The organism is Acanthopleuribacter pedis, assembly GCF_017377855.1.
In the GTDB taxonomy this organism is placed as follows: domain Bacteria; phylum Acidobacteriota; class Holophagae; order Acanthopleuribacterales; family Acanthopleuribacteraceae; genus Acanthopleuribacter; species Acanthopleuribacter pedis.
In genome coordinates, this window is the sequence record NZ_JAFREP010000024.1 from 1 (window position 1) to 23,567 (window position 23,567).

Consider the following 23,567-nt stretch of genomic DNA (forward strand, 5'->3'; position numbering starts at 1 on the left):
ACGAATGAAACCCGGCGATTTCTGTTTTGGCTCGATTCTTAGCTTTCCCAAAGCAACCTCCTGAACCTTTTCCAGGAAGTGTAGCCGTCTCGACGCTTTGCGTCTGAACCCTCGTTGGTAGGCTTACCTTTTACCAAACCATTTCGCTCCAGATCTTAAGCCAAAATCCCTCGCCCTTATCACGCTGCTTAGGTTTTAGCCAAACCTCCGGGGCACCAACGGCCGGGAGAAGTGCGCACCGCATCCAACAGGTGCAGTGGTGCGCGATCCCGGCCCGCTTTTTCCAAACCATTTCACGCCCGATTTTTGCCAAAAAATCCCGCGCTTCCGCACGACCTAGGTTTAACCCATTTCGTAGAATAGGAGGGTGCCCCGATCAAGGGGCACGCGCGCCAAGGGGTCAACCGCGGCGCCTTCATACATCAACTTGGAATGACGCGAGTCTGCATGGACCAAGGTGTTCCAGTTACTCGCGATCCCATCTTCAAAGGTCGAGGTGTAGGCGGAGAGGAGCAGATGAATATCAGGTGGTGTCCCAAAACGCATTCTGTTGGCCAGATGGGTCACCCCATGTTCCGAACAAATCTCGAGGCCAAAGGTCATGTCGCTATGCTGAAAAAGCGGCCATTCCTTGCCCGGCAAAAAGAGGGTCGATTGCCGTTGATCGTGTCTGCCAACATCTGCTAAACCGTTCGCAAAAGATGGAATTTGTTTGCTGTACTTATGGATTAAGGCGCCGCGTTTGAGTACATAAGCCGTATTTCTCGCAAAACGCAGGTCCTGCACATTCGGGGTTTGTTGTTGGACATAGGCTAACTCACTGTCTCGATCACCTAAATATTCCTCTAAATCTGGACGACTGGTTCCCAAGGGATCCGGCATATTCATCGCCGCCATCTCCGGGGTGTAGGCCGGCAGCACCCTTACCGGGGTTTCCCAGGCACGGTCGACATAGCCCTGAGGATTTCGTGGTGACGCGCTTCGTTCTTCTTCCTCCCGGCGCGCCGCACGCCTGGGCATGCGTACCCTGGTTTTAAACCAACCAACGGTTCCCGGTACCATCAACCAGCGTTTGTATTTGACACTGAGTGCCGTTAAGCGCTGTAGCACATCTTCTTTGGCATCCTCGTCCATAAAGTGTTCATCCCGAGATTTGGTGAACAGAAATTCCGGCGCGGCGAACAGGCAGGTCGCATCCATTTGGGTACCTTGCTCCTCGGCTTTGGCAAGCGCCGCCTCAAGCGCGGCCAAGGAGGCCGGGACATCATCGAAGCCATAAGTATCGACTTCCCACAAAGCGATATAAAAGGTCATACACGCTCCTTATTCTTTTTTTCCTTTTTTTCCAATGGGTCCCTATACAAAATCATCGTCATTGAAGGACTCGCCGCCGTCCCCGGCTTCTGAACCCGACAGCGAACCCACCAAGCCGAGATCGTCGTCGCCTGCTTCTCGCCGGGCCCTTTGGTAGGTGGTCAACGCCTCGTAATAGTCGAACAAGGCCGCTGTTTGTAGTTCCTGGGTGAAGCGGCGCTTGGCAACCAAAAATTCCGCGGCATCCGGCGATTGAGGGACATCGGCGCGCCATTCGTGCAGCGTATTCTTCACCTTGTGGCGGCCAAAGGCTTTTAGGTTTTCACCACGCATCTGTTTGGCCAGGCAATCGGGTCCGTTGGTTAAAGAAATCGCGTCGATGCCATGGGAATTCATGCGGCCGAGTTCACTTCGTTCCGCCAAAGCCAAGGTTTTCACGGTGCGTTGGGGGTATTGCTGTTTGATCAAATTCCCAATGGTTGCCAAACCGGAACCCGAGTAGGTATAGTCCAGCACCAAAAGGTTGTGACCACCTGTTTTCTGGATTTTCTGTTGTAGGTAGCGAACAAAATCAGAGGTGGCAACACGATCTCTTTGCACGCCGCTCACATTAAGCGCAACCATATTGGTTAAACCCCGAGATTTAAAGTACCACTTAACGACCTTCATGCTGTGACCCACCATCACGTAAAACCAAGCGGCGGGCGGGTAATCGCGGGTCACCCTTGAAAGCAAATCGTTTAATTGACTTTCAACCCCTTGGAAGCTTTTGCGGTGAAAGCCGGCCACGGCCGCATTGCGCACACCATCCTCGTCATACGGATGGTAAGCGTAAATCGGCAAGACTTCGCGTGAGCCCGGACGTTGAAACATAACCAGCCCGTCGTGATCGGTCGGCGGGACCGGATGTACCTCGGTTGACAAAACGCCCTGGCGGAAAACAGCATAAGTTCCTGTCATAACAATCTCCTGTTGGTTGGTGCCAACCCACGCGGGTAGGACCTGAAACAACAGGCCTTGGGTCGGGAATGGGCGCCCCCTAAGGCCGCCGATACCAACCCCAAATAGCAGGAGTTGTGCCGAGTTTGGCGAGGCGTTCGACCTCGTCGCCGAATAAACACAAACCCCTACAAAGCAACCACTTGAACATAAAGAACATCGTTTCAACAAGGACACCAAGCCCGCCCGTGCACGGTTCACGACGGTCTTGTGCAACCTGTCGAGTTTCAGGTAGTACCCGCGAGAGTGACACCCCGCGGTCGGCTTTGAACGCACCTGCTCGCGCGAACCAGCCGCCCCATGCCGCACCCGGAAGCGGAAGGATGCGCTACGGCTTCAGCGGGCAATCAGCTCAATCACCACCCGGTTCGATTCGGTATCGCCCCAATACGCGTAAACCTCGTACCTTGCAGCCTCGGCCGGAAGCGCCACCAAATTGGCCAAGTTCGGATTAAAGTAACCACCCACGGCCTGCCCCGGCTGAATACGCGCGGCAAAATCGTGATCGCTCGGCGGCTTCGCCAAGGATCCGGCGCTCACCGGCCGCATCGCGCCCTCGACAACCCGACCCGTGGCGAGGTTTTTCGCGGCGAAGGTGGTCGCGGTGCCGATCCTGAGAAGCGGTTTCATGTGCTTCAAGGGGAATTAGGTGAACCGTAACAAATTCAGGCCAAATTTATGTGAGGAAACCAGAATTTGATCGTCGCGCATCCGGCGAAAATACACCCAGCACAGCAAGTCCGATCCGCAACCAAATTAGCCTAAGGTCATGGCGTCACCAAGGTTCATCATTCACTTACCGCCTCAGCCTCGGAAATCACGGGGAAACGCAGGGTCACCAAGGTCCCTTTGCCGATCCCTTCGCTTTTTACATCGATCTTTCCCGCCATCTCGTTCACGACATTGGCGCAGTAGTGCAGGCCGAACCCGGATCGCCCGGCTTTGGTACTCACCCCATAGGCAAAAATACGCACCAAGTTGCCCGCTTCAATACCAATCCCGTTGTCTTCTACGGTAATTTTGACCTCGCCGCCGACCCTGGCCGAGGAAACGGTGATGCGACCCGGCCCCTTCTGTTCATCGGTGGTCACCGCCTCTTCCGCGTTGCGCAACAAGCACAGCAGCACCCGCATGAAGCGCGCCTTATTGAGTTCGACCAGCGGCAAATCCGCCTCCTGGTTGGTGATCACCTGAATGTTGCGCGCCTCGAAGGAAACCAACCCGATCTGGAGCGCTTCGCTAATCAGCACATTGGCATCGCTGGGCCGGCTGTGCCCGCGCAACTCCGCGTATTTGCTTTGTTCCTTGAGAATGGCGCGGGTTTCGTTGACGTGGTTCAACACCTGGGTGCCGTCGTCCAGCAGGGCTTGATCCCGCTGCGCCAGCTTGGCGGCAATTTTATCGAGCGCTTCGATGAGGTTGGCCGCGCGCGGGTCCTCCGCGAAGAACGCGGGCAAATCGTGTTGGTGTTCCGCCATCAAGGCATTCACTTTTTTCAGCAGCTCGAGCCCTTTGTTGTTTTGCACGATTTCGCCAATCAGGTGCACGGCGGTCGTGATGCTGTTCATGCGGTTGCCCACGTTGTGCAACACGTCGGTCGCCATTTCCGACATGCCGGCCAGGTGGGCGGCTTCCAACAATTCCTCCTGGGCCGCAACCAAACCCCGGGTGCGCTGCGCGACCTTGCTCTCCAAATCGCGATGGGCTTCCAACAGTGCCAAGTGGGTTTTGACGCGCGCCAGCAGCTCGTTTTTGGCGACCGGTTTTACCAGGAAATCGTTGGCGCCGGTTGCGTAACCGTCGATCAGATCGTCCTCGCGGCTTTTGGCGGTGAGGAACAAAATCGGCAGATCGTCCAGCGAGTAACGGGTCCGCAACTCGCGGCAGACCTGGTAACCGGTCAGACGGGGCATCATCACGTCGAGCAGCACCATATCAAAAGGTTCCTCCTCATCGATAATCGCCAGTGCCTCGTAACCGTCGGCGGCCTCGCGCAGCGTGTAGCCGGTTATGAGCAAATGGTTGGCCAACACGCGGCGGTTAACCGGGTCGTCGTCGACGATCAACAGGCGATAACCGTTGGCTTCGACGGCGGGTCCGGGTTCGCCGTCGCCCGCATCCTTGTCGCCGGCCTCGGGCTGTTCCATCAAAGCGGAAACAGGGATGATTTCGGTAACCGCGTCTTCCGCCTTGGGCAGGATCACGTAAAAGGTGGTGCCTTTACCCAGCTCGGACTCAAGCCAAATTTCCCCATTCTGGAGCTTCAACAACTCGCGGGTGACCGCCAACCCCAAACCGGTACCGCCGTACTCACGGGTGGTGGAGCCGTCGGCCTGCTGGAACATTTGAAACACGGCGCCCTGTAGATCCGGCGCAATGCCGATCCCCGTATCGGTGACGGCGATCAAAATACGTTCGTCTTGTTCTTCCGCGCGCACTTCAATACGACCCTGGTGGGTAAATTTCACCGCATTGCCCACCAAGTTATGCAGCACTTGCTCCAACCGGTTTTCGTCGGCCAGGACCGCGGGTAAATCGCGTGGGACCCGGTTGGTAAGGGTCACCTTTTTGCTGCCGAGCTGAGGACGGGACAAGGCCAGCACCACCGTGGTCAGCGCGTGTAAATCCACGGCGGCGGGGTGCATCACCATCTGTCCATTTTTGAGCAAGCTGAAGTTGAGGATGTCGTTAATCAGGTGGGAGAGGCGTTTGCCGGAAGACACGATCAGGTTGAGATCGGTATTGGCCGCTTGGGGTAAGGGGCCGTGGAATCCGTCTTTGAGGCTTTCCGCCAAACCAATCATCCCATTCAGCGGGGTGCGCAGTTCATGGGATGTATTGGCCAAAAACTCGTCTTTCATCCGGTCGACCTGGCGCAGGCGGTTGGCGACGTTGCGTTCGTTTTCCGCCATGGCCTCGGCCTGACTCGCGAGTTGGCGTTGCTGGCGCGCGATTTGTTGTTCCCGCGCCAAACGCTGCGATTGCACCCTTAAATAAATCCCAACCACGGCGAGGATCAGCAAGGTATAGATCGATTTGGCCCACCAACTCAGCCAAGGTGGGGGTTTGACGATCAGGTTCAGCGCGGCCCCGCGCTCACTCCAGGTCCCGTCGACGTTGGTGGCCTGCACCCGCAAGGTATAGTCGCCCGCCGGGAGGTTGGTATAGGTGGCGCGACGGTTGGCCGCATCCGTTTCCAGCCAGTTGGGGCTGTAGCCTTCGAGCCGGTAACGGTAACGAATGTTTTCCGGGATGGTGAAATCCAGCGCCGAAAACGCCAGGGTCACCATGTTGCGCGTGTGATCCAGTGTGACCGCCTCGGCACCCTGCAGCGCCGCACCCGGCGGCGACACAAAGGATTCGTGCTGGAGTTGCACCGGTTGGTTGGCGATGAGCATTTCGGTAAAAACGGCTTGCGGTTGGAAATGGCTGTCGACAATCGCCTCGGAACGGAAGCGGGTGATGCCGTTGACCCCGCCAAAATAAAGGAACCCTTTGCTGTCGCGCAGATAACTGCCCACGTTGAATTCATCTTCCTGGAGGCCGTCCTGGACGTAGTAATTGCGGAAGCTAAGCTGTTGCGTATCCACCCGGCAAAGTCCCTTGTTGGTGGAAAGCCAAAGGACATCCGGCTCACCTGGCAAAACGCCGTAAACGGTTTCGTTGGGCAAACCTTCCTTGGTGCCCCAGCTGCGCCAGGAATCGGTATCGGGGTTGTAACGGCTCAGGCCGGCATCGAGCGTTCCCACCCACAAGGTACCGCCGGGTTCCTGGTAAAGGCTAATCACGGCCGCGCCGCGTAGGGCGTCGCGCCGTTTGGGATCGGGCTCGAAACGCCGCACATGCCCGGTGTCAATGTTGAGCAGGTTCACACCCGCGCCAATGGTACCGACCCAAAGGTAGCCGGGCGTCATTTCCGCGAGGGAGGCGACCCGATCGATGCCCAGGCTGTTGGGGTTAGCCGCTTCGTGTTTGTAAATCTGGAAATTGTTGGTCTCGGGCAGGAAGCGCGAGAGGCCGCCGTCGAAGGAAGTCACCCAATTCGTACCGCGCGAATCGCGCAACAGCTTCACCAACATGCTCCCGGCGAGGGCGGTGGGATCGTCGGGGTCAGGTTCGTAATTTTCAATCACCTTCTCCGTTTGCAGATCTATCACCTGAACGCCGCCACCCCCCGTGGCCAGCCAGGCCGTGCCCTTGGAAAACATCACGTAGGAATTGCGGAACGGGTTCAGCCCGTGGGGATTCCCCAGTTCCCCACTGAGGTGGCGAACTTTGCCGGTTTCCGGGTTGTAAATATCGACGCCGCCGTTTTCCAGGCCGATCCATATTTCACCGTTGGGCGCCTCGGCCATCCCCCAGCAGGTTGGGTCCGACAAACTGTCGGGCACGGTCAGAATGTGGCGGATGTGGCCGAAGCGTTCTAGATGGGGGATATAGCGGTTGAGCCCGCCGCCCATGGTGCCCACCCAAATGTTGCCGGCATCATCCTGTTCCAAGCCCCAAACGTTGTCGCTGCTGAGCCCGCCGGGGTCGGCCACATTGTGACGAAACTGGGTAAAGCGATCCGTTTCAGGATGGTAGAGGTTGAGCCCCTGGCTGCTGCCCACCCAAAACCGTTGCTGATCGTCTAAAAGAAAGGCGCGCACCACGTCGAAACTTAAGGAATGGGGATCGTTCGGGTCGTTGCGATACCGGGTAAAAGTTTCGCCGTCGTCGTTTAATCGGTTGAGGCCGTCCTCGGTGCCGATCCAGAGTCGGCCGCGTGCGTCGAGGCCGAGGGCCCACACGGTGTCATCGGATAAGCCGCCGGGTAATTCGGGTTGGGCGCGGAATAAATGGAACTGAAGGGTCTCGGGATGAAAGCGCACCAAACCCCTGCCGCCCCCGATCCAAATCGAACCGCTTGGATCCTGCACAAAACGGTTGCCGGCCATAGGTTTTTGCTCGGGCGCATTTTGGTAAACCACGGGAACCGGGGCAAAAGTTTCCTGATCGCGGTCCATCAGGAACATGCCGCCCTCGCGCGTCATCACCCAAAAGCGGCCGGTCGCGTCTTCGAACACCCCGGTCACCCAGTTCGACAGCAACGCCTTTCCCTTTTCCGAGTCCCGGCTGTAAACGGTAAACGAATCGGTGGCGGGATGGTAGCGGTTGAGGCCGGCGCGGGCGGCGGTAATCCACAAGGTACCGCGGCGGTCCTCGTAAAGGCTGCCAATATAGGAGCCGGAGATCGAACCTGCTTGATCGGAATCGTGGCGATAAATGGTGAACTGGTTGCCGTCGTAGCGATTCAGGCCGTCCTCGGTGCCAACCCAAAGATATCCTTGGTGGTCTTGGAGCACGCAGGAAACCCCGCCCTGGGACAAGCCGCTGTCGCGAGGAAGGGGTCGAAAGCGCAGGCTGTCGCCAAGCACCGGGGCGATGCAAAAAACCAGGGCGGGCAAGAAGGCCGCGCCGAAGCGACGCCAAACCGAAACCGTCAAGATAACTCCTCGTGTATCTTCATTTTCGGCTGTTTCCAGGTGAACTTAAGTTCCCGCGGCGCCCCAGTTTAGCCCGCGACGCACGGGGAAAAAGTGAGCATTCCACGAGGACGGCGCCGGGAGGGTTAACGGGGAAACTGGGGTGGCGGTTGCTGCACCGGCGGCCCGCCCTGGTGGGCATGGTCGACATAACCCGCCGCGGGTTTGGGTACCTTTTGAATGCAAGCCGCGGAACAGGCAAAAACCAAAAGCGGCAACACATCGGTGGCGATCCTCAGCGAGAGCCATCGCTGCAGCGGGCCTTCCGCGGCAAAAGGGCCGCGGCAAACACTGCACACGGGTGGGTACAAGGCTGGGATATCGCAAGGAAGGCGGGGAAACATCGGCCGGTATTTGGCGTTCCCAAACAGGGCGCGGGTACTCACCGTGCCGCGGCGTAAGTTCGCGCAACGGGTGATTTCGTAGGGGAACCAATGGAGCCGGTAAGAAGTGTAGGGCGTGAATGTTTCCAACGCGGTCATATCGCCGATTTCCGGCGGAATGCAAACCAGACTGCTCCCGTAAACGACGAACTCTTTCACCCGTTTCAAGCCGGCGATGCTTTTGGGCAGGGTGACGATTTGGCTGCGATCCGCCTCGCTCAATTCACGAAAGGGCGCAAAACATTCGCGACCGTCCGCGACGGCTTCGTCAACCAATTTGCACAAGGTTCGCCAGGCCGGGGATTGGGTGTCTTGTTGGGGCTCGTGCAGGCGGAGGTTACGGGGAAACCGCCTGCCGTTAATGGGTGCTACACAGGTGCAGGGTTTTGGGTCCACTCAGCTTCCTTCGTCTTCGTCGCGCTCCGGTAGTTTTTGTTCCTTTGCATATTTAGATAGGAAGCCGCGTACGGCTTTTCGGTCAAAGGCCGTGGGATCGAAGTCTTCACCCAAACACCATTCAACTTGCTCGTAATCCTCATGGTCGGGTTGGTCCAGCAAAGGCAACAGATCACAGTACCGGTAAATGCCACCGCTGTCCTCGGGCGGGCAGGCCCCCTTCCCCGCGAGTAACTTGGGTGCTTGCAGCGCACCGGTAATCTTGCGGGAGGCTGTTACCTCGATCAAGTGGATCCACGAATCACCGAAATCATATTCGTAAACGGCCTTGCACCCCTTGCGCGGCAACAGATCAAAAATGGAGAAGTAATCCTCATCGATGGCGTTCAGCTCGATCAGCAAATCGCCATAGGGCATATACAGGTCTTTGTTTTTCTTAAATAAGTGAAGGTGGCAATTTTCCCAACCCATCGCGATTTGAATCAGTTCATGAAAACAAGAAAGCCGAATGCGGCCGTCAACCTCGAGCTCGCGCCAAATTTCAGGGTAACTGTGTTCGAGGGTAATTTTCAAAGTCAATAAACGGCTCACGGCCACCTCCCAGCGTTTCACGGAAAAGCCTAAGCGATGGTGGGCCGTTTTAACAGAACAAATGAGGCCATGGCTACAACAACCCTGTCGCCAACGCGTACACAGGTGAAACCGGACCAGATACAACGAACGGGACCCTTGGTTCCGCCATTGCAACCGAACCAAAAGACAACCTTCTTTCTTTCTGCACTTTACATAAAATTAGCCGCACCGAGACGCAACCCCGCCTATTTTGGGGACCACAACGGCCCAAACACCTCAAATCTATTATTAACAGCTATTTAAGAAATAAAATGGGTCACCTAATTAAAACGCACCTTTGGCACGAATGTTGGTATTAGTTTAAGTAGGAATCATGCATGCTCGCTCATTTTCTTGAGAAAAAGACCCACGGGCTCATGATCGCGACCGATTCCCCGAACCACCAACCAGGAGAAAACCATGCCTAGCCGAATCCTTGCTATCCCATCAGCGAACCCAGGTTCCTTCGTCCCGCAAATCGACCGAAGCTCCCCCTTTTGCTGGGCCGCGACCAGTACGGCGGTGCGCGCCTATTACCACGTCATGGAACCCGTCAGCAATCCCGAACAATGGGGCCGCAACCTTTGGGCCGCGGATCCAACCTCATTCCAAACCACTTCTGACGGCGTCCGGGTCGGAAACATGACCAAAGCGCTGGGCAACGCCTTCGCCAGGGAGCTTAAAAGAAGAGTGGGTGATTTCAACGAGCACACCTTCAAGGGTCTGATCACCCAAGAACTGGCGGCGGGTAAACCGGTCATTGCCGGATTGAAGAAGCATGGAACCAGAACCGGCCACGCCATTCTTCTCTATGGTTTCAACGATGATACCGTTTATTATTCCTGCTCCGCGCAAGGAAACAAAACCGCCACGTTCAATGAACTGTATAACAACCTTGCGGGAAAATTCTATTTGACCTACCTGTACTTGACCAAACAACCGCCCTTTGAATGCTTCACACCGCCCTCCTCGCCCTCCTCCGTTTGTTCAAACGACTCTTTGTTCTCCTGTTTCCCGGAGGATGAGAACGGGCCGACCGCAAACGAAATTCCCTGGTATGGCAACTGCGCCATCATGTGATGCCACCGAGGCACACCTTTAGCGTGCTTGCCAAACAGAAGGCAGATCGCAGGTTGCCGAAACCGAACCCACGCGGTTTCGGCCGGAAATGGTAACGTCCGCTAGTCCCTGGGCAGAGCGCGAGTTGAGAGAATCGACGCCGCGAGCGTTACGCTCAGAATGTGATAAATCGATTGGGCCGCCTTCCACGGAAACGGCAGGTACCACCACACCACATCGCCCATGTCGATCAGCACCGTACCGGCGAGGCCCACGACCACCAGCAGCAAAAAACCACGGCGAACCCTGTCTGGTTGCGCCAAGAACAGCACCAGCCAAAGAAGTGCCGCCACGGTAAGTTTCAAGACCAATCCTTTAACCAAAACCCAGGGCTCATGGAGGGCGCGCCCATCGCGAGCGGTAACGTGAATCATGGCGACCGGCCCTTTTTCGTAAAGTTCCGCTTTGGTTGCCGCGTCGTGGTGTTCGCCGGGAAGGTAGTAGGTCCCGGAAACCGGAAAATAACGGGCCATGGCTTCACCCGCGGCGACATCATCCGTCGTCTGTTGCCAGGCATAGTAGGGCAAGGGACTCACACCCCAGTAAAGCATACCGAAGAGGTACATGGCCAAACCGGCCGAGATAATGCTAACAAGGGCACGTTTCATGGATACCTCACTTTGTTCTTGCGATCCGTTCGGAACGCCGCTTTACAAGAGATGGTTACGGGGCCTATTGTAGAATCGGCACGCAGAACAAGACAATAGGTACAAATTGAGACAATGCGTAACACAAATGGGACAATCATTCGCTTAGAAGACATGCGGCTTTTTGCCACGGTCGCGCGGGCCGGCGGGTTTTCCGCCGCCGGCCGCCTGCTCGACATGCCGAAACAAACCGTGAGCCGTCGCATCGCCGCCTTGGAACAAGCGCTGGGGGTAACCCTTTTGCACCGCACCACGCGATCGCTGCAACTGACCCAGGTCGGGCAAACCTATGCCAAGCAATGCGAGCAAATCGCCGCCATCGCCGAGGAGGCCAACAGGCAGGTGCGCGATGCCGTCGCGGAACCGCGCGGTTGTTTGCGGGTGTCCTGTGACCAAATTGTGGGCGAATTCCTGCTGGCAGATTTGGCCGCCGTGTATTTAGGCGCTTTCCCCGAGGTGAGCCTAACCGCAAGGGTCACCCGCGAAAAAATCGACCTGCGCGAGGCGGGCGTGGATCTGGCAATTCGTGTCGGCCGCATGGCGGTCGAGGCACCCGACTTGACGGTCCGTAAACTGGGACCGGCGGCGATCCAGTTCCTGGCCGCGCCCCACTACCTGGCCCAACGGGGCGAACCCCAAACCCCGCAAGCGTTGGCCGAACACGACTGCATCGTCCCCGGCGACAGCGCGCGCTGGCCATTCGCCGGCCCGGACGGCCCTTTTTACCAAGAAGTCACCGGCCGCTTCCAGGTCAACGACAGCCACACGGCCTACCGCGCGGCCCTGGCCGGACTCGGCATTTGCGTCGCCCCCGCCTTCGTCTGCGAGGCCGATCTCGCCGCGGGCAAACTCAAGGCCCTCCTCACATCCTGGCACGACGCCCCCGCCGACCTCTACCTGGTCTACGCGGAAGGCGCCAACCCCCCGGCGCGCCTGCGCGCCTTTATCGACCTCGTCGTCCGCCGCTACCGCGACCTGGTCCCCTGGGAAAGAAAACCAACCAAAAAAGAAGGTTAACCGACAGTATGGGTTCTGAGAGCCCCCGTAAGGTTTCCCTCTCAGCCAACCGGGAAGACCCATTGTTTGAGTTGGAGCAGGGGGCGCCGGCGCTTGGGGTCGACTGTTGAATAGAAGCTGAAATCAAAGGTCCATTCGCCGCCGTTTTGGATTGGGTTGTTTTCTTTTTGCCATTTTTTTAATGCCGCCACCACCGCGTCCACGGTTTGGTCGTCTGCCGTGGTGCGCGGGCGCAGCGCGACCGGTAAAAAGGTTTTGAGCGGGGGGTCGGCCTCGGCGAGGGTGTAGGCGTAACGTACCGCGAAGCCGATGTCGCGTCCCGTGATGCGATCCCGCGTCAAGGTGCCGAGCAGGTGTGCCGGTGGGTTCTGGTTCTGGATTTCCGACCAGGGTTTCATCACCATCGGCTCGGAAACCACGATCAACGGCACCAAGGGTTGCGGGAAGGCCGATTCCGGGGTGCGGTAGATCAGGCTCGAACAGGTGCGTGGGCCGTCGTGGCCCAGCAGGCGCAGGTTGCGCTGGACCGACACCGCGGTGGTGATGTTCTGGATTTCGGCGATGTGCAGCTTGGGGAAGGTCAGTTCCAAGCGGCGCGCGGCGGTGATCGGGGCCGGCGCTTTTTTGGGCAGGACGTAATCGCGGGTTGATCGCAGTGGGTCGGTGCCGGTGAGGGGGATGTGGATGTCGCCCTCCAAAACCAAGCTGATGTCCGGCCAGCCCAAGGTGTTGTCCTTATCAAGTTGGGTCAGCGACACGGCCCGGATCAAGCCGTTGTCACCGAGGGAAAACGACGCCGCGTAACTGTTGATGATGTGTTGGACGGTTTTGCTTTGGTCCTGCTTGGGGTTACGGCGGCGAGGGTGGATTTGGCCCACATCGGCAAGGCGCGGTTCGACGCCGTGAATGTTCCAGTGGGCCGACCAGGCCGCGGTGACCTTTTCGGCTAAATCGGCGTAGGTGGTCAGCGCGGCGGCGAGGGTTGTGGGATCCCCGTCGCTCCCGGATGGTGTGAGGCTGTCGAGAGTGGCCCAGAGTGCGTCTTCAATCGCCGCGTACTGCGCCAAGGCCGCAAACAGGTCGTCGTTGTTTTGGCCGGGCTCTTGGCCCACGCCGGCGCCGCGGTTGCATTCCACCGCGATGACCAACTGGTCGCCCGCGGCGGCCTCGTGGGCGACGGCGACGCGGTAAGCCCAATAACAGGCCTCATCCGGTGTGGCCGCCGCGGGATTGGTCAGCGCTTCCTGGAAGGCGAGCGCCGGCTGGGCCGGGTACGAACGCAAGGGCACGGGGATGAGGGGGGTTCCCAGCTCGGCCGTGTAGGCGGGGGGCGGGTTTTTGGCAAAACTGCCGGTGAATTGCAGCCACTCGGAACGGGCGTAACCAGCCACCACCGGTTCGATGTGGTACTCGATTTCTTTGACGGCGTAGGTCGGATTTAGCGTGATCGCGGTGTCGGTGCCCGGTCGGCTCAGGTTGAATGGGAAGGTCAAGGTGCCTTCCTTGGTGTTGGCCAGATCCAGTTTGGCATTCCCGAGGCGGGCGCGGTCGCCGTCGTCGCCGTCGTCGGCCAAAGAACCCGCGCCGGAGAGGCGCGCGTTGGCGACATCCGGGAGCGCGCCCACGGCGACCTGCCACTGAATCATCGCGGTCCCGTCGTAGGCGCGCACCAAATCACCGAGCAAGCGTTGGCGCAATACCTCGCGCGCGGCCTTCCATGGCACGGATCCCACGGATGCACCCGCGGCGTTCTGGTCGGCGAGCACGGCCGACAAACCATCGGCGACGGCGTCGGCCAATCCTTGTTTCGCGGCGAGCAAACGGCCCATGGCGGCGGGGTTGATCGGGTAGGCGGCGGTGACGTAGGGACCGGTGCACAGCAAGTCGAGGCCGGCCAGCCAAGCGTGCGCCCAATCTTCGACATTCACCCCCTGGTAATCGTGCTGTTGCGGGGTGCCCAAGCCGCCGCTGTCGGGATCGTAGGGCGCGACGGCGACGGCGTCGGCGCTTTGAACGCTGTTGAACAAAGGACGTAGCGCGAAGCTGTAGGGTTGCGGCCCCTGATCACCCACGGCGGGCGCGGGCGGCGTAATCGCAACCATCCAGATCCCCTGGCCGGCCAGAAAGGACACCCCAAACAGATCGCTGGGCCCGTCGTTCTCGCGCGCCTTGACCACCTGACCGGTGGCGGGAACGAGGCCGGGCAGGGCTTTGGCCAGGGCGGCGATAAAAGCGTCCAGGGTTTCCGCGTCGTCCTCCGCGCCGGCGGGGTTGCTCTCGCGCTGGATCGCGATAGGACTGGTGATCGCGGCCACATCCGTGCCCTTGAAATCCGCCTCGACGAGGTCGGCGTTGCGCGACAAGGTCACCCAGGTGCGCAGCGGGAAGATGCTACCGGGAAAACGCCAACCTCTGACCCCTATCGGCACACGCAGCACGGTTTCGGCAGGCGGCAACAACAAGGCCGCGCCGGGAGCCAGAAAGGCGTTGTTCAGGTTGGCCTGAACGAGATCGGCGACGGTGACGGCGACGCCGGCCGCGTTAAAGCGCGCGAGGATGCTGTTGATACTGTCGGCGGCGGCGGTGGTGAGCGTCGGTTGGCTGAGCAACGGCGTCGGCTTGAGCACGGCCCCGGCGAGGATCAAGTTGGGGGTGGCCTGGTTGGCGGAAAGCATCGACGTTGGGTCGCGCTCGGTCAGCGTGCCCAATTGGGCCGGGCTGTAACCGCTTCCCTCGGACGGCAGCCGCGCGGGCGGGTTCTCGTCCCAAGCGGCGGGCAAAGCGCACATGCCGGGAATGGGGAAACCGGTCGCCGCCAAACCCTCACCACCGCCCGCGGCGCGCACTGCCACACCGGCGTTGTGGCGCAACAGATCGCCGGCTTCGATGCCGTTGGCGCGCGCCAGGGCGCCGAGCGGTTCCTTGGCGACCTGGTCGGCGCCGCGTTGCACCATCTTAAGCAGCAAGGGCGTTCCCGGCGGGTAAAGGTCGACGGTGCCGGCGTTGGCGCTTGCCAGTTCGGCACTGGAAGCCTCGCAGCCATTGTTGTTCAGGGTCCAGCCGTCTTTGATGATCCGCCGGTCGACGACCAACTTAACCCTGTCTGCAAACATCCCCGGCTGTTCGGCGTTGGCGCCGGCGACCATCACGGCGTCGTAGGGCACGCCGTTGGCGGCAAAGGTGGCGGCGATGTCGTCGAGGCTGGGTGGCGGGCCGGGTGCATTGCCGCCGTCCGCCGGATCGGGCACTGCCACGGCCACGCCTTGGGCGGTAAACACAAAACCCGGTCGCAGCAAACCGGTGCTCGCCTGGTTGGCGCGCACCAAACTCGCCACACTCAGTCCATAGCGTTCGGCAAGCAGGTTTAGCGGCAAACCGTCGTCAGGCTGGGGTCGCACCACGGCGGGCACGACCAGTTCGGTACCGACCTGGAGCGGGAGGTCGGCATTGTCCGCGTCCAGCATCAGGTCGGGCACACTGGAAACGCCGACAAAAAGATCGTTCGGGCTCGCGCCGTCGTAGGCCACGGTGTAACAGGGAATGGAAAAAGGCGTTTCCTTCAGGTCAATCAGGTTGCCGACAAAACGGTCGCCGGCGGCGAGGCCGAGCGCCTGCCAGTTCACCCCGTAATGGCTGACCACGTCGGCCAAGGTCGCGGTCACGGCGGGGTCGGCGCAGGCCGCGCGCACCGCGGCGGCGTCGCGGGCGAATTGGTAGGCACCGGTCATAAAAGCGCGCGCCTGATCCATTTTGATGGCCAGCACATCGGGCGTATCACCGCTTTGCTGCAACGAGGTCGACAGGCTCATGGTTACGTCTGGTTGTTGGATTTGGTACCAAACCGCGGCAAAACGGGCGGCGGTCTCGCGCGCGCCTGAAACGGCGGCGTCGCCCGCGGCCTCGGCAGCCGGAGTCAGCCCGCCCGGCTGCAAGGCGAGGTGCACGTCCAAATCAGCACCCTGCCCTTGGCGCGGCGTCAGCGTCCACGCCACGGTGGTCAGCGGCCACGCGGTTAACGGCACCAGTGCGTCGGTATACCCCACGCTGAGGGTCAAATGGCTGAGATCCTTGTTGCTCATGATTCGGTTTCCTTGTAGGTACGGTTGCCAAACACGTCTTGGAATGACAATGCCACGGTGACCCGCGCCGGCTTGGACGTACCTTGCGCGGCGATGCCCGCGTAGGGATCTTCCTCGGCGGGCGGGTTCCCGGCACCCGTGGGAACCAACGATTTCTCGGCAAAGCGGTGGATCGGAATCACCTGGGACAGGGTCTGTTTTTCATCGTCCGGGTTATCGGCTTGGCCGCCGACGGGCAGGCCCGGCTCACTGCCATGAAACCCTTTCGCCGCGAGGAGTTGGTAGCCGGCGAGGTTGTAGAGCCGCCGCGTTTTTTTCAACGAATCGTTTTCATCTTCCCAGGGGAATGTCACGCCCATGGTGAACCCGACCCGGCCGGGTGCCAAGGTCGCAATCGCCACCCTGTCGCACCCATCCGCGGCGGCGACGTACAGGTCGGTGTTGTGCCCGTCCACGGGCCCATCCACATAAGCCGCGGTGGTGAAAGGATGCAGCGCGCGGTTGGGTTTGGCGCCGGTTTGGCTTTTGAGCACGGCGACAAGGGTCACGATCCCACCACCCTCGTCGCCAAACACATCGGGTGGGAACCCGTTTCCAAGGGTATCGGTGAGGTGCCACCAATAACCGCCGCCGCCCACCACACTCGCCTCCCACAACAAGGTGAGGAAGGAACAGGCATCGGCAAGCGGGGCGTAGAACAACGCCGACTTTGTCTCTTGCTCTCCCTCCGCGCCGACAGAAACATCCGTCGGCCCGGCGTGGGTTTCCGTCGACAGGTTGGTACGCACGATAAAAGATGCGTGGCCGTCCACCGCGGGCGAGGACAGCCCGGTCGCCAAGCCGGCGGCGGGCGAACGGGAGAAACCGAGCCACAGGTCGGCGGTATCCTTCCCTTGCTTGAGAAATTGCCACAGCTGAAACAACACCTCGCGATCCACGGGATCGGCACCGACAACGTCAACAAGGTGCGGCGAACCCGGCACACGATTGACGCGAATATCAAGCCGGGTGGCCCAGGTGAACCCCGCCACGGCCGCCGCCGGTGCGTCCGGCCCCAGGCCGGGATCAGCCGCGTACAACTGCCAGGCGCCACCCTTGGCCGCGGCTTTTGATTGGGTTGTGGCATGGGGCAAGGCCCAGAGCGAGGGCATACCAACGACGGGCGCCTTCCCCACACCCAGGTCGGGTCGCCGCGCGGTATGCCACATCAAGCCACGCGCCAAGCCGTGACGAATCGGAACGGTTTGGGACAGCGCCATCGGGGCGGGGTTTTGGAAGAGTTTCACCGCCAAGGTTCGCGCGGGGTAGGAAGTGTTCAACATCCCTTTGGTAATGACCAGGGTCAATTCCTGATCCTGCCGCGCACCCATGTCCAACACAAGCCCGGTCCGCAAACCACCGGCGTTGGCGGCAGGGTTGTGGCGGGCGAAGTCGGGAACACGCCGTCGGTAGGCGGCAAGGTCGGCGGCAGGATCATCACCAACCACCGCCGTTTCGGTTTGAACCAATTGAAGCCAGTTCACGGCGACGCTGGGCGCCACGGTCAGCGTGACAACTTTGCCGAAACCGGGACTGGGCGCGGGTCCGACGACTTGCTGGCCGATCAGTTCGTACAAGCCGGCGCGTTTGGTGGTGTCCGCGGGCACGGGCAGACGCTGACCATGCAACATAAAACGCGAGACCTGGCCGGCGACATCGCGCACGGGTGTGTCGGCCAAAAGGTTGGGCATCAAAGCCGACAGGGTGACGGCGGCCAGATGGGTCACGTTTAGGGGTTGATGTCCCGGCACAAACCAACCCTTGACGGCGGCACCGAGGCTGCCGACGAATTCGAGCGGCAGGTCGTAGCGGGTCGCAAAGGCGCGCACGGTGTCGCCGTCAAGGGTCTGAAGCGTGCACGGGGTAACCACGACCGGGGCCAGGGGCTTTAGCACGACCGCGTTTTCCACCAATCGATCAAACTTCGCGCTGGGCACGGCTTCCGAATCAGGGCCGGTGTAATTTTGCTTCCGAACCCGCAAGGTGCGCGTGGCGAGATTGCGCAAGGTTTCGTCGGGAAGGACGACCAGGTCGGCAGCGGGGATGATGACGTCGATGAATTCACGATCCTTGTTGGCCGCTTCCAGCTCGGCCAGCCACGCCGCGAAGGCGGGGTCGGCGTCCGGGTTTTGCCACAGCGCGGTCACCGCCGCCAAACGGCCGAGGCTGTCCCCGACCAAACGGGTCCAGAGAACGGGCTCGACGCCGAGTTGGTTGTAACCCGCCGGTACCTTGACCCTGTCCGGCAAAGCCCCCTCGGCGCCGATGTCACTGCCGTTCAGCGCCGTGATCGCCTCGGCGTACCAGTTAACCCGCGGCGCCTGTAACACCACCTGGGTGCCGGCGTGGAACCGCACGTAAAATAAAGCGGCGACCTGGGTCAGGGTGAGTCCGGTGGGGTTGTAAAAAGTGTCGCTGGGTACGGTCAAGGCCGCGCCGGCCAGGGTGATCGGCGCATCCAAGGCCGCGGCCCGCACCAGCCAATCGCCTGTCTGAGCACCGAGCCGCGAACACAACGTGTTCGGCGTATCACCTTGGTGGATCTGGGTTTGCAAGGCCAGATTGAAAAACGCTTGGGGGTAGGCCAAGCCCTGTTCGGGATTGGCCGCCGCGATGCTTTCCGGGGTAACCCCAAGCTGCACCGAAATCTTGGTGCCGGGCGGCTCGCTCGCCAGGATTTGACCCAGGTCGGGGTTGAGCACGATCAAGGCGGCCTCGTCGACCCCGAAGTGGGCGGCAACCTGCTCGGTGGTGTCGCCGCGGTGCACGATGTACCCCATCGCCACGGTTGGAAAGGAAGCGGCAACCTCGTCCAAGGTACTGTCGGCGGCAAGATCGACGGGAAAGGCATCAAACAGGTTACGCGCGGCCTGCACCATCGATTTGGTCACCAGCAACAGGTACTCGCGGAAGACCACCGAGGCCAGCGATTCGTTTTTCTCAATCCCGCCGGAATCGGGGTCCCCGTCGACACCCGCGGGCGACAGGCCGGCGAATTCGGCGGCGACCAGCTTGGCGTATTCGTTGTCAACCGGTTGGTACGCGGCGAAATTGCGTTTGTTGTCCTGCTTTTTGAGATCCTCGGTTTCCCACTTGAGCACCGGCGGCATGGGGAAGGCCACGCCGCTCAGGTCGTCGGGCGGGTTGCCCTTCGGCTGACCGGAAACGCGCAGCGAGAGGTTGTTGCCGAGAAAACCGGAGAGGTTGTCGAAGGAAAAACCCCGCGCAAAGGTTTGTGGGTCGTCAAGTTGTGCGGCGAGCAGGTCGAGTTTGCCGGCATCCAGTTGATCGCCGGCGAGGTCGACCCCGGCGGCGGTCAAGGCCCAGCGGAACAAAGCGTCGCCCAACACGGCGAAAGGGGTTTCGGACGGGTCTCGTGCACGCGCGGTTGGCGTGAAGGCGCCGGCACGGGTTTGGTCCAAACCAACAGCGTCCACCGGCAGCGGTCCGTCGATGGTTAACAGGAACACAATGCGGTAGTGGGTTTTCCTACCGGACGGGTAACCTTGGCCCGGCCAGATGAGATCGGCGTCGGCAACGGTGTAGGCGGGTAACAGACGAATGTCGAGCGATTGCACGGCGTCGAACACCTGCACATCGGGCGAGAAGTTGAGGACGTAGGGCTCCTCCGGCGTGCGCGCATTGGCGCACATGGGCGAAACACCCAACGCCTGTAGCCGCAAGCGACGCGCCACATCGGCCCGGCGCCACCGCAAGCGCGAACGGCGCAAGCGCGAGGCGTTGGCCGCCGGCAGCGCGCCACCATGGACGGCGGCGGGTTCCAGCTGACCACGACCGGGGCCGGTCCCGTCGTCGCCGGCCAAAACCCAGGGCGTGGTGGCGTCAGCGCCGACCACAAAGGAGGCGTCGAGGCGGATCTTAAAGGAAAAGGAGACCTTCACAAACCCAACGCGCACCTTGGCGTGGGCCTGCACGTTGATGACCATCTCGATCAAAGTACGGCGGTAGGCCTCCATTTGCAGGGTGACCGAGGCGACGGCGTCGACGCTGATATCAATCGCGATCACCTTAAAGTTGACCTTCCCACACAATTTGCCGACCAGCTTCGCCATGCCGACGGCGCTGTAATAGGTCGCCTCCGAAACGGAGGCATCGTCGGGATTAAACCAGGCCAAAACGCCCTCGAACAACACCTCAAGTTGGACGTACAGCGAGGCCGCCAACGGACCTTCTTTAATAGAACGCCCGGTGCGCACCGCCAAACCCACACCCAGTTCCAACACCGGCGAGAAGTTGCCGTTGCTGATCGCGGGCACCTTGCTTGAAGTGGCCCCGCTTAACTTGCCGAAGTACATCCCGCCCACGCCGGTGAAGGCGCCGTAGGTCAGTCCGAAACTGTTTTTGAAATCGCGGTTGTGCGGAAATCCGAGGTCCACTTTAAAGTCGCCGTTGGTGTAGATGTCGACAGCGATCACACCCAGGGTCAGGGCGACGGCGCCGAGGTTGAGGTGACGGAAGGCGGTGGGCACCTGCAAGCGCCCGTGGAACACGCCCACGTCCTCGCTGATCTTTTTGTAAAGCAGTTCGAAACGGAACCCGGCGAGCACGCCGGCCCGCGTACCCGAAAGCGCAATCAACACGCCATAGAGGTCGGGATCGTGCATCACCAGTTGGATGGTGGCGGTGTTAAGCACGGTCAAATCAGCGCCAACCAACCACTGACTGCCCTCATCAAACGTCATCTTCTCCCCGCCCGGCTGATCCAGCGGGTTGCGCGAGGCGACGGCGGGTTTCATCTGCTCCTGCATCAAGGCGAGCACGTCGGCAACAGAGTCGGGTTTGGTCAAACCGGCCAGAGCCAAATGTTGACCCAGACCGAGATAACGCAGATTGACGAGCAGGTCGCCCTCGCCGGGTACCTCCGGCGGGCTGTCGTTGAGCGCATCCCAGCTCAGCGGTTGATCGTCGGGACCCGAGCCGTATGTTTTGCCGAGGAAGGAACCGGTAATTTCGATGAACACGCGCGGCGCGCCGCTGTCGCGGTCGTACCGCACGCCGACGCCTTCCACGGTGATAAAACCCAGGTGGATCTTGGTTTGGTAATCAAAGGAAACCCGTTGTTTGACCGGATCCACCAAAAGGGTGAAGTCGCCCATGTGGATGTGGTCGAGGAAGGTCCAGGGCTCGGGGAGTTGGTAATTGGCGTTGGGGTTGGCGAGCGCGGCAAGGCTGGAAACCATGGTGCCGAAGGAAACGCCGTGCATGACCACGCGGATCACCTGGTGGCGGTCGTCGCCGGTGCCGATGTAGGCCGAGGTACCCTCCAGGAGAAACTGATCGAGCTGCACGCGGAACAGCCAGGTCTGTTCGTCGTCCTGAAGGGAAACACCCGCGGTGATCACCAAGTTGTTGACGGTAAAGGCGCCTTTGACCGTAGCCTCGTAAACCATGTCGGGTCCCGCGCCGTCCTCGTCGGCGGGTGCCGCGGCCGGCAAAAGCGCGTCGTGCTGATCATCCTTAATGCGTTTGCGGTAAACAATGTCGGTTTCGGCGGCCATGCCGAGGGTGATGTTAAACAGCGTGGGTTGCCAAAGGGTCGCCAACCCAGCGGACACGGCATAAGGGTTGCCTTCCGCGGTGGCATATTTTACCCACAGCTTGGTGAGCGACACATCCAAGCTAGGATCCTCGGTAAGCCAAGCCGGCGCGGCTTCACCCAGAAAAACGGTAACCCATTCGACCAAGCTTAAGGGCTTGCCCATCAAACCGCCCTGGAACGTCCAAACGCCGTCGCCGGGATAATAGGCCCCGACGGAAAGCCTCGCCAAAGGTTCCACCGGTTCCTCACCAGAGCCATCGCCGGTTTCGCCCGTGTTTGCGGCAAAAACAGCGGCGATCCCCTGCAACCCGCCCCACTTTGAAGAAGCATTGAGGGTCACGTTGAAGGACAGGTCTTCAAGGGTAAAAGCGATGTTGCCGGCCTTAATCAACCAATCACCATGAACGCGTAACGCCGCCCCAAAAGTATGCTGGTAGAGGTTCGCGTCCATCGTGATGAAATCAACAACCAACCCCTTGCCGACCACCGGCTGGGTTCCGGGGAAAAATTCAGCCATGGCCTTGGCTAGATCGAGTTTAAACGGATAGCGCGCCCGTGCTGCCACCGACAGGTTGGTCAAATCGGCGGTCACGTCAAGGAGCGCATAGGCTTTTAGGTCCCGCTCGGGCCGCTCGGATAAAGCCGAATGGGTACCGGGGTCATCGTCCCCCGGGTCACCAAAAATCATGGTGCCGAAAAGGCTGCCTTCCCAATAAGCTTGTTCGGCTCCATCCCAACGAACGAACCAACTTGCACCCACATCCTGAATGGCCATGTAGGGTGTTGGTAGATCCCAACGGGTGTTCGAGCGGACCCCTACCGAGGTAAAAGCCAAACCAATAGGAACAGGCGCGGAGAAGGAATCAAAATCCTTCTCCTCGGTTTCTATCCCAACGCGTAAGAAGGCCAACTCAAATTCATGAAGCGGTGCAACACCTGAAGGCAAGGCAAAAGTATCTAATGGAGCGCCTGGAAATAACTTCATCAACGCGGAGAGGCCGTCCCCAAGGGTAAAAGGCGGGTTGGCCTGGCCGGATACATCGAGAAGATGGCTGCTTAAGCCCGGTGGAACACTGATTTCAACGACATGGCGGGTGGGGCTCTGTACCACGACCTGAAGAACCAATAAGGCCACACAACAACGCGGCGGCGGCACCTGCCAACTAAAAATATCGCCATAATTGGTGGTCAGCCGCAACAGAACGGCATCTATATTCAGTTTTCCGGCCCAATCACGATTGGAGAAAGGCAAGACAGCATCCAAATTCACCTTATCGACGACTTTGGCGTCCTTGCGGGGATCAATCGTACCCGACACACTCAACCTTAATGAATCCGTCCATCCCCATACCTTTTCCATCGCTTCATGGTTGCCCGCCAACCAACCGCTAAGCGTCGGCAACGGCGGAGACGGATGGGGTTCATCAACGACCGTTAGGGTCACTTCAGTCTGGTTTAAACCCAATTTTTCAAAGATAGACGGCCCTTTGGTAATGCCGCCACCCACATTGGGGTCGGGCATGGGCGAATGGGGCACATCGGCAACGAGGCCGGAAATCGAAACAAAACCGCCTTCTGTTTGCGCCTGTAACGTCAATGCGAGTTGGTCCCGACCCAGATCGTCAAGGGTCCCGATTAAGCGCAGCGTCCATTCGGGATCACGAACCTTCTTCTCCCCGGGATGCTCCGGCCAAATCGTCGTGGCAACCAAGCGCGCGGCAGTAGGTAGCTGCTCGGCTTGTCCGCCGCTCAATGCCAGAAATCGCACGCCTAGCGCGGTGGTTAGCTGCCCCATAAGCGGAAGAACATCGGGTCCGATGTGCCTTTCTCGGACCGCTTTGGCAAAGGCTTGGTACAAGGATTCAATCGACATTGGC

The 23,567-nt window shown here is 60.0% G+C and carries 11 protein-coding genes; 2 read left to right on the forward strand and 9 right to left on the reverse strand.

The annotated features are described in order from the left end of the window. Positions 1-342: 342 nt before the first annotated feature. From J3U88_RS23005 to J3U88_RS23030, 6 genes are all read right to left on the reverse strand, one after another. Positions 343-1,314, reverse strand: coding sequence for a carbon-nitrogen hydrolase family protein (locus J3U88_RS23005; RefSeq protein WP_207861341.1), 972 nt, complete (start codon positions 1,312-1,314; stop codon positions 343-345). Between the two features lie 42 nt (positions 1,315-1,356). Beyond that, positions 1,357-2,274 carry a hypothetical protein gene (locus J3U88_RS23010; protein WP_207861342.1) on the reverse strand — a complete coding sequence of 306 codons (918 nt, stop codon included), beginning with the start codon at positions 2,272-2,274 and terminating at the stop codon, positions 1,357-1,359. 375 nt (positions 2,275-2,649) lie between these two features. Next, complete coding sequence (locus tag J3U88_RS23015) at positions 2,650-2,943, reverse strand: hypothetical protein (protein WP_207861343.1); 294 nt, start codon at positions 2,941-2,943, stop codon at positions 2,650-2,652. A 158-nt stretch (positions 2,944-3,101) separates the two neighbouring features. Further along, positions 3,102-7,799 carry an ATP-binding protein gene (locus tag J3U88_RS23020; protein ID WP_207861344.1) on the reverse strand — a complete coding sequence of 1,566 codons (4,698 nt, stop codon included), beginning with the start codon at positions 7,797-7,799 and terminating at the stop codon, positions 3,102-3,104. 125 nt (positions 7,800-7,924) lie between these two features. Then, positions 7,925-8,617: a hypothetical protein gene (locus J3U88_RS23025; RefSeq protein WP_207861345.1), complete on the reverse strand. Its 693-nt coding sequence runs from the start codon at positions 8,615-8,617 to the stop codon at positions 7,925-7,927. After that, positions 8,618-9,208, reverse strand: coding sequence for a plasmid pRiA4b ORF-3 family protein (locus J3U88_RS23030; RefSeq protein WP_207861346.1), 591 nt, complete (start codon positions 9,206-9,208; stop codon positions 8,618-8,620). It lies immediately after the preceding gene. A 441-nt stretch (positions 9,209-9,649) separates the two neighbouring features. On the opposite strand from J3U88_RS23030, the gene J3U88_RS23035 reads away from it, so the two are divergent. Beyond that, positions 9,650-10,309 carry a C39 family peptidase gene (locus tag J3U88_RS23035; protein ID WP_207861347.1) on the forward strand — a complete coding sequence of 220 codons (660 nt, stop codon included), beginning with the start codon at positions 9,650-9,652 and terminating at the stop codon, positions 10,307-10,309. A 101-nt stretch (positions 10,310-10,410) separates the two neighbouring features. On the opposite strand, the gene J3U88_RS23040 is transcribed toward J3U88_RS23035, so the two are convergent. Then, positions 10,411-10,956: a hypothetical protein gene (locus J3U88_RS23040; protein WP_207861348.1), complete on the reverse strand. Its 546-nt coding sequence runs from the start codon at positions 10,954-10,956 to the stop codon at positions 10,411-10,413. 114 nt (positions 10,957-11,070) lie between these two features. Here J3U88_RS23040 and J3U88_RS23045 point away from each other — a divergent pair, with 114 nt between their 5' ends. After that, the gene (locus J3U88_RS23045) at positions 11,071-12,012 is read left to right on the forward strand and encodes a LysR family transcriptional regulator (RefSeq protein WP_207861349.1); all 942 of its coding nucleotides are present in this window, start codon (positions 11,071-11,073) and stop codon (positions 12,010-12,012) included. A 41-nt stretch (positions 12,013-12,053) separates the two neighbouring features. On the opposite strand, the gene J3U88_RS23050 is transcribed toward J3U88_RS23045, so the two are convergent. Together J3U88_RS23050 and J3U88_RS23055 are read right to left on the reverse strand one after the other, a co-directional pair. Continuing rightward, positions 12,054-16,091, reverse strand: coding sequence for a hypothetical protein (locus tag J3U88_RS23050; protein WP_207861350.1), 4,038 nt, complete (start codon positions 16,089-16,091; stop codon positions 12,054-12,056). Further along, positions 16,088-23,563, reverse strand: coding sequence for a hypothetical protein (locus J3U88_RS23055; protein WP_207861351.1), 7,476 nt, complete (start codon positions 23,561-23,563; stop codon positions 16,088-16,090). Before J3U88_RS23055 ends, J3U88_RS23050 begins: the two co-directional genes overlap by 4 nt. Between the last annotated feature and the right edge of the window lie 4 nt (positions 23,564-23,567).

What these genes read in the sequence shown, in the direction of transcription:
- J3U88_RS23005 (WP_207861341.1), bottom strand. Translation starts at nt 1,314, where the DNA reads ATGACCTTTTATATCGCTTTGTGGGAAGTCGATACTTATGGCTTCGAT.
- J3U88_RS23045 (WP_207861349.1), top strand. Translation starts at nt 11,071, where the DNA reads ATGCGTAACACAAATGGGACAATCATTCGCTTAGAAGACATGCGGCTT.
- J3U88_RS23050 (WP_207861350.1), bottom strand. Translation starts at nt 16,091, where the DNA reads ATGAGCAACAAGGATCTCAGCCATTTGACCCTCAGCGTGGGGTATACC.
- J3U88_RS23010 (WP_207861342.1), bottom strand. Translation starts at nt 2,274, where the DNA reads ATGACAGGAACTTATGCTGTTTTCCGCCAGGGCGTTTTGTCAACCGAG.
- J3U88_RS23015 (WP_207861343.1), bottom strand. Translation starts at nt 2,943, where the DNA reads ATGAAACCGCTTCTCAGGATCGGCACCGCGACCACCTTCGCCGCGAAA.
- J3U88_RS23055 (WP_207861351.1), bottom strand. Translation starts at nt 23,563, where the DNA reads ATGTCGATTGAATCCTTGTACCAAGCCTTTGCCAAAGCGGTCCGAGAA.
- J3U88_RS23040 (WP_207861348.1), bottom strand. Translation starts at nt 10,956, where the DNA reads ATGAAACGTGCCCTTGTTAGCATTATCTCGGCCGGTTTGGCCATGTAC.
- J3U88_RS23035 (WP_207861347.1), top strand. Translation starts at nt 9,650, where the DNA reads ATGCCTAGCCGAATCCTTGCTATCCCATCAGCGAACCCAGGTTCCTTC.